This is a genomic window from Marivita sp. (genome assembly GCF_965656765.1).
GTDB lineage: Bacteria > Pseudomonadota > Alphaproteobacteria > Rhodobacterales > Rhodobacteraceae > Marivita.
This window is the reverse complement of record NZ_CBFHLV010000036.1, coordinates 20,422-31,956: the sequence shown is the minus strand read 5'-3', so window position 1 is coordinate 31,956 and position 11,535 is coordinate 20,422. Positions and strand designations below refer to the sequence as shown.

Here is an 11,535-nt window from a genome sequence, read left to right as displayed (position 1 = left end):
CCTACCTCAAGGACTTAGCTTGACCGAAAATCCGCACCGCGTTCGCGTCGGTGGGTCACGTCCATTCGATGCCGAAGGGCTTGCAACGCAAAAACGTGATATCGTCAAAGATGGTGTATTGACAGGTTGGACACTTGATCTGGCAACTGCACGAAAGTTGGGTCTTGATCCGACAGGTAACGCGTCGCGTGGAACCACGGGTGGGCCGTCGCCGAGTGTTTCCAATGTCTCACTGACCCAAGGGATTAAAGATCGTGCAGGGCTAATCGCAGACATGGGCACCGGATTGGTTGTCACGTCTATGATTGGATCGACGATCAACCCCAACACCGGCGACTATTCTCGGGGCGCTGCGGGGTTCTGGGTGGAAAACGGCGAAGTGGCCTATCCCGTCAGCGGCGTGACCATTGCCGGTAATCTCATCGAAATGCTGAAGAAAATCACTCCGGCAAATGATGCACGCCCATGGCTGAGCCGAGTTATACCGTCGCTGTTGGTTGAAGGACTGACGCTTGCCGGAGAATGATCTTGACCTTCTGATCGACGCCGCACGCCAAGCGGGTGAGATCGCTTTGCACCACAAGGCCAAAGGCCTGAATGTAGAGCATAAGCCAGACGATGCCGGACCGGTGACGCAGGCAGATTATGCGGTGGACAACGCGCTGCGCGACATGCTGACGACGGCGCGACCCGACTTTGGTTGGCTAAGTGAAGAGACCCAAGACACGCCAGAACGGCTTGAGAAAGACCGACTGTTCATCGTCGATCCGATTGACGGAACACGAAGCTTTATAGCGGGCGAAACGACTTGGGCGCATTCGTTGTCGATTGCTGAAAATGGCGTGATCACCCAAGGCGTTGTTTACCTGCCAGAAATGGATTTGCTCTATTCCTCAAGCATCACGCATGGCGCACATTGCAATGGGGAACAGCTAAGTGTTTCTGAAATATTGGAAATTGATGATGCTCGGGTACTGGCCACCAAGCCAAACATGGACCCAATTCATTGGCGCGACACGGTTCCCGGTTTTGCGCGTTCGCATCGCCCCTCTCTCGCCTACCGGCTGTGTCTGGTGGCACAAGGGCGCTATGATGCGATGTTGACGTTTCGCCCCAGTTGGGAATGGGACATCGCAGCGGGGACACTGATTTTGTCCGAGGCCGGGGCGACCGTGACTGACCGACATGGGGCAGCGCTACGATTCAATAACCGGGTTCCGCAAACTGCGGGTGTGTTGGGTGCATCGCGCGAACTGCACACCAAGATTGCGCGGCAGCTGGTATATACCTGACCAAGACAAAGCGACACTCAACAATCCTGTATCAGGTCACAGCACCTCGATCACGTCCTTGTCGATCGCAAGCATATACCCGCGACGGGCTATGTTTTTGATCAGCAGCTCACTAACCAACTGGTTTCCCAACCCATCCCGTAAGCGTTTGATACGGGTCGCACCTGCAGCCTCATCACAATCGCTTTCGATGCGGCCGGACACGATCGCTTCGATCTGGGCACCGGACAGTAATTCGTCATCCATCCGCGCCTCGGCCAATATCGAAATGGTTTCCATCATCGCATCGGTCAGCTTGAACCCCATCGTGTTCAGATAAACGGTGTTTTCCTCTCGGCTGACAATCAGGGAATTTACCTGAATGCCTGACCGTTCGATCTGGGCCATGCGACGGTTCAGAATGACCAACATGACCAGAAACACCAAAGCGGCGATCAGCATGGCAGTGGCAAAAATTAGCAGAACAAAAATCGTGGTCCGGTAGCCCGCTAGCGTGTCGGAAAACGCGGTGCCAGCCTGGGCAAGGATTTCTAGAAGCTTAACCTCGGCCTGCGATGTCAAATCGTCGTTTTCTACGAAGATCTGTTCTACTCGCGCATTAAAAGCATTGGCATCTGGAAGCGTCAGGACAAGAAAGACCCCGGCCAACACGAGCAATGCGACAATTACGCTGATGCCGATCACCACAATCCGGGTGCCTGAACGGCGCGTGTCAGTAGCGGAGGAAGTGAGGTCCGGCACTTTCTTTCCTTTCGGCAAGCCCGTTTTCATCAAAGACCGACACCACATTGAGCAGCGTCCATCCCGCCTGCGCCAGCCGGGCCTGTAGCTCTCGATCTGCAGAGGCGGGCGTGCAATCACCCGAAATTTTCGCGACGCCATAATGTAGGCGTAGCGGGGCATCCTGTTTGGCCTTGTAATCGGCATAGCACGCGGCCTGCGCAGCGGCAGGCATACAGAGCACGGCAATCACCAGAAAGGGGAGAATGATTTTCATATCGACAACCTGCGGCGAACACGGATGAAATTCAATAACGCCTGTGCTGCTATCGGATAGCGCGACACCGATATTGCCTGTCTTTGCCTGCTCGACCGAGATCGATGTCACAGGCAGCGGCCCGATGCCCCTGCCATAACACGCCATCGCTGGCTTAGACAGGGAAAGGAACCCAACCATGTCACGCAAATTCATCGCAGTCGTTCTGGCAGTATCCACCACAATCGCCGCATTTTCCGCAGCGCCGGCACGTGCCGCATCAGAAGACGATATCGCCAAGTTGCTGGCGGGTGCGGCGACGGTTTTCATCATCGGCAAGGCGATACAGAGTTCGCGCGACAATGACCGCAAGGAAAAGTCCAAAACGATCACGCATTACAAGCCGCACCATCAATCGGGGCAAAAACCCAAATCGTCTGTGAAGGTCCACCAAAAGCCGATCCCCAAAGTTGTTCCACGCGATGTAAGACCCCGTCATCGTGACGTTTTGCCGAGCCAATGTGTGCGCCGAATCCAAGGCGGCCATGTCAATCGCGTGGTGATGAGCCGTTGCCTTTCGCGCAACAACATCAGCGCGCGGTCCTTGCCCAAAGCCTGCCGGATGAAAGTCGAGACACGACGCGGCGCGACCCATGCCTACGCCCTGCCCTGCTTGCGTCACCGGGGATACACGCTGGCGCGCCGCTAAACTGCGCCACATCTACGGGGAGCTTTGGTCCTTAGCTCCCTGCACCTTGCACGTATGGTGGCCCCACGCCATGCGTGCTTTTTTGCATTTTGGCCAGTTCTACCGGGATTGTGACGCAAACGATGCGGAACCCATTTGCACGGTGAGTCGTTCGCCTGTTAAGCTGAGGTCAGACAAAACACGAGGTTTAGGGCAAATGAGCAGTCTGAAACGCACGATGTTGTGCGCAGGGCTGATGGCTGCTCCCTGCATTGCGGCGGCACAAAACCTAGATCTCAACATTCCAGGCGGCAGTGACGAGCTGCGCAGCGAGCTTAAAGATGCGATGTCGCTTTACGCTTTGGTCGACAGCGGAGAGGCAACACCACAAGGCCTGATCGCGGCGGCGCAGACCGATTACCGAAGGATTGTTGCAGCACTTTACGACGGTGGTCGGTTTTCCCCCGTGGTATCGATCAAGGTCGACGGGCGCGAGGCCGCGGGCATTTCCCCCTTCGAGGCACCAGTTTCGATCACGACGATCGTAATCGACGTAGACCCCGGCCCGCGTTTCCGATTTGGGCGGGCTGACATCGCGCCATTGGCTGAAGGCACTGCAATTCCCGGAACATTCCAAACCGGTGCACGCGCAGGAACAGCACCAATCCGCGAGGCAGCCGATGCCGGTGTGACCGGGTGGCGCAGTGTCGGGCATGCCAAGGCGCGTCTATCGAAGCAACAGATCATCGCGGATCACCCAAATCGCGAACTGGACGTTCAGTTGGGCCTGACCCCCGGGCCGCGCCTACGGTTCGGCGATGTTGTTGTGACGGGCAACGAGAAGATCCGCCGGACACGAGTGCGCGAGATCGCAGGTATTCCGCAAGGAGACCTGTTTGACCCGGAAGAAATCACTCAGGCTGAACGGCGTTTGCGGCAAACGGGAGTCTTCAGTTCTGTGGCGATTGCAGAGGCGGAAACTCCGGGCTCGGATGGCACGCTAGACCTGAACGTGCAGCTGGCAGAACAAAAGCCGCGCCGCTTCGGCTTTGGCGCTGAGGTGTCGACACAAGAAGGCGGCAAGATCAGCGCGTTCTGGCTGCATCGCAACCTATTTCAGGGTGCAGAGCGGTTGCGTGTCGAAGGCGAAGTGTCCAGAATCGGCACCGACGCAGACGAGATGGATTATTCGCTGAACCTGACCTATGGGCGGCCGGCGACCTTTACGCCGGATACTGAGTTTTATCTGACCGCGGGAATCGAGCAACTGAACGAGCCTGGCTTTTCCAGCAATCAGGCGAATGTTTCAGCAGGCCTGTCACACCGGTTTTCCGATCAACTGAACGCGTCGTTCGGATTGGGTTACCGCTATATCGACACCAAAGACGCCTTTGGCGAGCGCGAGTTCCAGCTACTAACCGCCAATTTTGGCGCAACCTATGACACGCGGAATGTCTCGTTGAACCCGACGGGGGGGTTTTACCTTTCAGCAACTGCAACTCCGTTTCTGGGATTGGACGAAACCGAAAGCGGGCTGCGCTTTACATCAGACGCGCGGGCTTATTTCGGGTTTGGTACCGATGACCGGTTCGTGTTGGCCGGACGGGCGCAAATTGGATCGGTCTGGGGGCCTAGCCTTGAAGACACCGTTCCGGACTATCTTTTCTATTCAGGTGGCGGCGGCACGGTGCGCGGACAGCCCTATCAATCCTTGGGTGTGACCGCGGACAATGGCGAATTCACCGGTGGCCAAAGCTTTGCGGCGCTGTCGGCAGAATTGCGCGCCAGTGTACGCGAAAATATCGGTCTGGTTGGTTTTTACGACGCCGGGATGATCACCGAGGAAAGCGGATTTGCCGGCGATAGCGATTGGCACGCAGGCGCGGGTTTCGGCCTACGATACAACACCGGGATCGGCCCCATTCGCGTTGATATCGCAACGCCGGTGACCGGTGACGGTGCGGGCACGGACTACGAAATCTACATCGGTATTGGTCAGGCATTCTGATATGCGCTTCATCGCGACCCTTCTCGTCCTTCTTTGGTGGCCTGTTGTCAGCTTTGCACAAGAGACCGACGACGACCCGGGATACCTGGCCGGGCTATTGCAAGACACACTGTCTGGCGCAGGCCGCGATGTGCGCATTCGAGGCTTCCAAGGCGCTTTGTCGAGCGAAGCAACGATTGAGCTGATCGCGATCTCGGACGCCGATGGCGAATGGTTCCGAGCCGAAAACGTGGTGTTGGACTGGCGCCGGGCAGCATTACTGCGGGGAACCGTCGATGTGACTTCTTTCTCGGCTGAACGGGTTGTTGTCTCTCGCACGCCGGATGCCGGGCCGGAAGTCCCCAACCCAGAAGCAACGCAGTTCAGCATCCCTGACCTGCCAGTGTCCATCAAGATCGAAGAAATTTTGGTGCAATCGGTCCAATTGGGGGCACCGCTGCTGGGCGAAGAGGCCGAATTCCGGATCACCGGTGCGGCAGAGCTGGAAAATGGCGGAGCTAACCTTCAATTCAACCTCGACCGGATCGACGGCAATCAGGCGCAGTTCGCGCTTGCGGCAAGCTATGATCCATCATCACGGCAATTGGCCGTCGATCTTAACGCTGAAGAGGCCGAAGGTGGTTTGGCTGCGACACTACTGGGCATACCCGGCGAGCCAGCTCTGGCGCTTACCGTGCAGGGTGACGGACAGGTTGATGATTTCACCGCCAATATCGCACTGGCGACAGACAATGAGCCCCGGATCACCGGTACAGTTGAGATTCTTGCGCCCGAAGACGCAGGTAACTGGGATGTGCGGGTCGATATCAATGGCGATCCGACGCCGCTATTGACCGAAGAAACCCGTGATTTTTTCGGCACCGACATCGGTTTGCAAGCGAGGGTGATCCGCGAGGCATCCGGACGGATGGAATTGCCACAATTCGATCTCACGGCCAACACGCTGTCACTCACCGGCAGTGCGGTTGTCTCAGAGACTGGTTGGCTTGAGGCTTTGGACGCAGAAGGTCGAATCACAAACCCCAATGATGGACCTGTTGTCCTTCCGTTCGGTGGCGGCGACACGCAGGTGGCGTCGGTCACTTTCGATGCTGCCCTGAACGGCGATCTGACGTTTGACGCGCGGCTAGAGGATTTCACCAGCCCTGATGCCACTTTAGACGCGCTCACCCTGTCCGGCCGTGGGCAGATCGACCAGCAAAGTTTTGCACAGCAGGACGGGCAGTTTGAGCTCGACCTCACATGGGCGGCAGAAACATTGGCGTTGACCGATCCGGCCTTGGCTGCTGCCGTTGGGACCGACTTGTCGGGGGCTGCCCGCGTTGATTACCGCAGTGGGCAACCGATCCGGGTAAGCGGCCTTGAGGCAAATGGGCCGGATTATGGTTTGAACGGTACGGCGACATGGACAAGCGAAAACGACATGCCGCTTTCGGTCGATCTGCGGTTGCTGGCCGAAGACATTACACGGTTCTCGGACCTAGCGGGTCGCCCGTTGGAAGGCCGGGTCGACGTACAGGTCGATGGCGACCTCGCTCCGCTTTCTGGTATGGTCGATCTGGCGGTAGATGGCACCACCCTTGGCCTCGCCATTGGCCAAGACGTCGCGGACCGATTGTTGTCGGGCGTCGGTTCAGCGCGCATTGACGTGCGCCGGGACGAGACAGGAACGACAATCAGGTCAGCACGTGTGGTGACGCCCGAAATCAGTCTTGAAGCGAATGGCACGATCACCAGTCAGGACACGTCTGTGCAGTTCGATGGTGTTCTGAGCAATCTGGACCGAGTGTATCCTGGTGAAGCGGATGGCGAAGCCGTTCTAGACGGATCGGTGACACTAACTGGAACAACGCTGCGTAACCTTGACCTGGCAGCTGATCTGTCGAACCAGACGCAGCCCGTGCGCTTGCCGTTCCTTGGTGGCCTGACACTTACCAATGGTACAGTCGATGTGACCGCCACAGGTGGGCCAAGCGGCGCGTGGCAGGCCGATATTGCGGTGCGCGATCTGAATTCACCACAGGCGTCAGCAACTACTTTGGCGCTGGCTGGTAATGGCGATATCGCGCAATCAGAAAGCGGAGGATTAATCTCTGCCGGTGGAGATCTGCGTGTAGCAGGCTCAGCGCTTCGGCTGAGCGATCGACGTCTGGCGGATGCCCTTGGATCAAATCCCACAGTGACGGCGACCTTCGACTGGCTACAAGAGGCTGAGCGCTTGACCTTGCAAGCGTTCGCTGTGAACACCGGAGCGATCGACGCGACCGGATCGGCGTTGGTGACCCAAGCTCTAACTGCTCCCGATGCGCAGTTTGCCGTGTCACTGGTGGCCGAGAACCTTGCACCGCTGTCCGCTCTTGCTGGTCAAAATGTACGCGGTCGCGCGGCGATTGATGTGAACGGCACCTATCAGGACGGCGGCGATTTCGACGTATCCGCACGCGGCCAAGGGACTGAACTTGGGATCAATAACGCCACCGTCGATCAGCTATTGGGAGGCGTGACGCGGTTCGAATTCAGCGCATCCACACAGGATGGCGTGTTAGGGCAACTGTCGGCCAACATTGAAAACCCCGAGATCACTGCAAGGGTCAGCGGCCCGCTGAGCAATCTTCAGATTGACGCGCGGTTGGCGAACGTCGGACTGATTGCACCCGATTTCCAAGGTGCGTTGGTGGTTGATGGAACCGTTGGACAGCAAAGTGATGGTTATGTCGTGGATGTCGATCTGCAGGGCCCGGGCGGCACGACGCTTGCCGTTGGTGGGCGGGTGGCCAATGGCGGCACTGCCAATCTGAGCGTGAACGGTTCGGCGCCTTTGGGACTTGCAAATGTCTTCATTTCACCGCGCCGCGTGAATGGGCGTGCAAATATGGATTTGCGTGTGTCCGGACCGTTGGCTTTAAGTAGTCTGTCGGGGACGATCACACCAGAGGGCGCCGAGTTCAGCGCACCAACTCTGGGCATCATTCTGGCACCTATTACAGGGCAGGTCCAGTTGACGAACGGCGCGGCGCTGCTTGGGATTGCCGCGCAAGGGAACAACGGTGGGTCCATTGATGTGAACGGTCGGCTAGGTCTGACGTCGTTGGACGCCAACATAACTGCCACGCTTAACCGTTTTGGTGTGCGCGATCCTGATCTCTACGACACCAGCGTTGACGGCAACGTTTCATTGAGCGGTCCGATTGGACGCAACTTGTTGGTAAGCGGGGATCTGCGACTCAACGAAACCGAAATACAGGTGCCGTCGTCCGGTGTTTCGGCACTGGGGGACATCCCGCCAATGGACCATCTGGGCGCAACCCGTCCGGTGATGCGGACGCTTGACCGCGCGGGACTTACAGGATCAGCGAATGCCGCCGTCGAAGAGACCCGCGGACCATCAAGCACGCGGCTGGACCTAACGCTTACCGCGCCCGGACAGGTTTTCGTGCGCGGACGCGGGTTGGATGCGGAATTGGCCGGGCAATTGCGGTTGACCGGACCGACATCGGATATCATCCCGCAAGGTGGGTTTGAGCTCGTACGTGGACGGTTGGACATCCTGAACCAGCGCTTTGTTCTGGATGAAGGACGCATTCAGATGAGCGGAAGCTTTAACCCGGTGTTGAGGTTCGTCGCTGAAACTGATGCCAACGGGATAACCGTGCTTGTCATTCTGGATGGGCCTGCATCGTCACCCGACATTACGTTTTCCTCAAGTCCCGAGCTTCCGGAAGACGAAGTGCTTGCACAGCTCTTGTTTGGGCGCGACCTGTCTAACCTCTCTGCGTTGCAGGCGCTAGAACTGGCAAATGCCGTCGCAACGTTGGCCGGGCGCGGTGGTATCGGTCTCTTGTCACGGCTGCGGGACGGATTTGGGCTGGATTATCTGGATGTGAGCCAGACCGAAGATGGCGGAACTGCAGTTCGCGCAGGTAAATATATTTCCGACAACGTCTATTCAGACGTGGTTGTCGAAAGCGGCGGGCGGACCGAAATCAATCTGAACCTTGACGTGACCGATGAGATCACCGCGCGTGGCAGTGTCGACAACAATGGGAATTCGTCGGTGGGTGTGTTTTTCGAACGGGATTACTGACGTGCCAATTGAACAGCCAGTCAGTACCGCCAGATTGTATGTACCGACGACGTCGCCTCGCCAAAGATAAGCAGTTACGAAAGTCCTTGCAGACTCAGGGACCCCTGCCTATATGCACCTCAACAGCGGCGTGTTGGCTTAGGTCGGCACCCACCGAACTTTCCAACGGGCCGCGCGCCCGTTTTTTTGTGTCTGGAGAACTGCAAGACAATGTCTGACCTGATCGCAAAAGCCGCGATGGACCGACGTCTGGCCGAGATCGTCACCCCTGTCATCGAAGACATGGGCTTCGAACTTGTGCGCATCCGTTTGATGAGCGGCAAGCTGGCCACGCTACAGATCATGGCTGAGCGTCCCGAAGGCGGGATGGAAGTGGATGAATGCGCGGCCATCAGCACAGCCGTGAGCGCGACATTGGATGTCGAAGACCCGATCCTTGATACCTATACTTTGGAGGTGTCATCGCCCGGGATCGACCGGCCTTTGACCCGGCTCAAAGACTTTGAAACGTTTGAAGGCTACGAGGCCAAAATCGAAACCTCTGAACTGATTGACGGGCGCAAACGCTTTAAGGGCGTGTTGGCCGGGGTCGAGGATGACGAGGTTCTGATCAATATCGACGAAGGTACAGTCGGCCTCAAGTTCGACTGGCTGACGGATGCCAAGCTTGTCCTTACGGATGAACTTATCAAGGAAATGCTGAAGGCGCGTAAAGCCCAAGGCTTCGACGAGACCACATTTGACGACGTGATTGAGGCCGAAGGGCCCAAAGAGGAGTAACACCGATGGCAATCACCTCCGCGAACCAGTTGGAACTGTTGCAAACCGCCGAAGCGGTGGCGCGCGAAAAGATGATCGACCCCGGGTTGGTTGTCGAAGCGATGGAAGAAAGCCTCGCGCGTGCTGCCAAGTCGCGTTACGGCAGCGAGATGGACATTCGTGTGTCCATCGACCGCAAAACCGGCCGCGCGACCTTTACCCGCGTGCGCACTGTGGTCGACGAAGAAGAGCTTGAAAACTACCAAGCGGAATTCACCATCGAAAGCGCCAAGCCCTATTTCCTGGCACCGAAGCCAACCCAGAACGCGGTTTGGTTGCGCGAAGGCCAGCCGATCACAGAATTCGGTGGTGCGGCTCAGATCGGCGACACGTTTGTCGAAGAAGTACCCCCGGTCGAAATGGGTCGGATCGCCGCCCAATCCGCTAAACAGGTTATCCTGCAGAAGGTTCGCGAAGCCGAGCGTGATCGTCAATTCGAAGAATTCCAGGATCGCGCAGGCACCATCATCAATGGTGTCGTCAAGCGTGAAGAATACGGCAACGTCATCGTCGACGTGGGCCGTGGCGAAGGCATCCTGCGCCGCAACGAGAAGATCGGCCGCGAAAGCTATCGCAATGGCGACCGTATCCGCTGCTTCATCAAAGATGTCCGCCGCGAAACACGCGGGCCACAGATTTTCCTGAGCCGTACCGCGCCTGAGTTCATGGCTGAACTGTTCAAGATGGAAGTGCCGGAAATCTATGACGGCATCATTGAGATCAAGGCGGTCGCCCGTGATCCGGGCTCGCGCGCCAAGATCGCTGTAATTTCCTATGATGGTTCAATCGACCCAGTTGGTGCATGTGTCGGTATGCGCGGCAGCCGCGTTCAAGCTGTTGTGAACGAGCTTCAGGGCGAAAAGATTGATATCATCCCTTGGAACGAGGATGTTCCGACGTTCCTCGTGAACGCGCTACAGCCCGCTGAGGTGAGCAAGGTTGTTCTTGACGAAGATGCCGAGCGGATCGAAGTGGTTGTTCCTGATGAGCAGCTGTCGCTAGCAATCGGTCGCCGTGGTCAGAACGTACGTCTTGCATCGCAGCTGACGGGCCTCGATATCGACATCATGACCGAAGAAGAAGAATCGGCCCGTCGTCAGAAAGAGTTCGAAGAGCGCACACAACTCTTCATGGACACCTTGGATCTTGATGAATTCTTTGCCCAGTTGCTGGTCGCTGAAGGCTTTACCAACCTTGAAGAGGTTGCATATGTCGAGGTAGACGAACTGCTGGTGATTGACGGTGTTGATGAAGGCACTGCCGAAGAACTGCAGACCCGTGCCCGCGAGAACCTTGAAGCACAGGCCAAGAAAGCGCTTGAGACGGCCCGCGAACTGGGTGCTGAGGACAGCTTGATCGACTTTGACGGCCTGACGCCGCAGATGGTCGAAGTGCTAGCGAAAGACGGCATCAAGACTCTTGAAGACTTTGCCACGTGCGCGGATTGGGAACTAGCCGGCGGCTGGACCACTGAAAACGGTGAACGTCACAAAGACGATGGTCTGCTTGAGCCCTTCGATATGTCGCTGGAGGAAGCACAGCATCTGGTGATGACAGCACGGGTTCTTCTGGGCTGGGTCGATCCGACCGAACTTGAGGCGGATGCCGAAGGTGAAGAAGAGCTTGAAGCAGAAGGCGAGCAGGCCTGATTCAGGCCTAACGCTCGCC

The 11,535-nt window shown here is 57.3% G+C and carries 9 protein-coding genes; 7 read left to right on the top strand and 2 right to left on the bottom strand.

The features are described 5' to 3' along the window. Positions 1–526, top strand: a 526-nt coding sequence (locus ACTG4M_RS10945) for a metallopeptidase TldD-related protein (protein ID WP_439123695.1), incomplete at its 5' end; no start/stop codon positions are given. Next, positions 513–1,292 carry a 3'(2'),5'-bisphosphate nucleotidase CysQ gene (locus tag ACTG4M_RS10940; protein WP_439123694.1) on the top strand — a complete coding sequence of 260 codons (780 nt, stop codon included), beginning with the start codon at positions 513–515 and terminating at the stop codon, positions 1,290–1,292. The genes ACTG4M_RS10945 and ACTG4M_RS10940, both read left to right, overlap by 14 nt. 36 nt (positions 1,293–1,328) lie before the next feature. Here ACTG4M_RS10940 and ACTG4M_RS10935 read toward each other — a convergent pair whose 3' ends face one another. Beyond that, a complete protein-coding gene (locus tag ACTG4M_RS10935) occupies positions 1,329–2,033 on the bottom strand; it encodes a winged helix-turn-helix domain-containing protein (protein ID WP_439123693.1) in 705 nt (234 codons plus the stop codon). Beyond that, complete coding sequence (locus ACTG4M_RS10930; protein WP_439123692.1) at positions 2,005–2,400, bottom strand: hypothetical protein; 396 nt, start codon at positions 2,398–2,400, stop codon at positions 2,005–2,007. Before ACTG4M_RS10930 ends, ACTG4M_RS10935 begins: the two co-directional genes overlap by 29 nt. A gap of 67 nt (positions 2,401–2,467) precedes the next feature. Between ACTG4M_RS10930 and ACTG4M_RS10925 the strand changes: the two genes are divergently transcribed. The 5 genes from ACTG4M_RS10925 (at position 2,468) to nusA (ending at position 11,516) form a co-directional block, all read left to right on the top strand. After that, positions 2,468–2,977, top strand: a complete 510-nt coding sequence (locus ACTG4M_RS10925; RefSeq protein ID WP_439123691.1) for a hypothetical protein — start codon at positions 2,468–2,470, stop codon at positions 2,975–2,977. A 196-nt stretch (positions 2,978–3,173) separates the two neighbouring features. Continuing rightward, complete coding sequence (locus ACTG4M_RS10920) at positions 3,174–4,964, top strand: autotransporter assembly complex protein TamA (RefSeq protein ID WP_439123690.1); 1,791 nt, start codon at positions 3,174–3,176, stop codon at positions 4,962–4,964. Between the two features lies 1 nt (position 4,965). Beyond that, complete coding sequence (locus ACTG4M_RS10915; RefSeq protein ID WP_439123689.1) at positions 4,966–9,048, top strand: translocation/assembly module TamB domain-containing protein; 4,083 nt, start codon at positions 4,966–4,968, stop codon at positions 9,046–9,048. A gap of 210 nt (positions 9,049–9,258) precedes the next feature. Further along, positions 9,259–9,828: a ribosome maturation factor RimP gene (gene rimP / locus ACTG4M_RS10910; protein WP_439123688.1), complete on the top strand. Its 570-nt coding sequence runs from the start codon at positions 9,259–9,261 to the stop codon at positions 9,826–9,828. A 5-nt stretch (positions 9,829–9,833) separates the two neighbouring features. Continuing rightward, on the top strand, positions 9,834–11,516 hold the full coding sequence (nusA, locus tag ACTG4M_RS10905) for a transcription termination factor NusA (RefSeq protein ID WP_439123687.1): 1,683 nt from the start codon (positions 9,834–9,836) through the stop codon (positions 11,514–11,516). Positions 11,517–11,535: the final 19 nt, after the last annotated feature.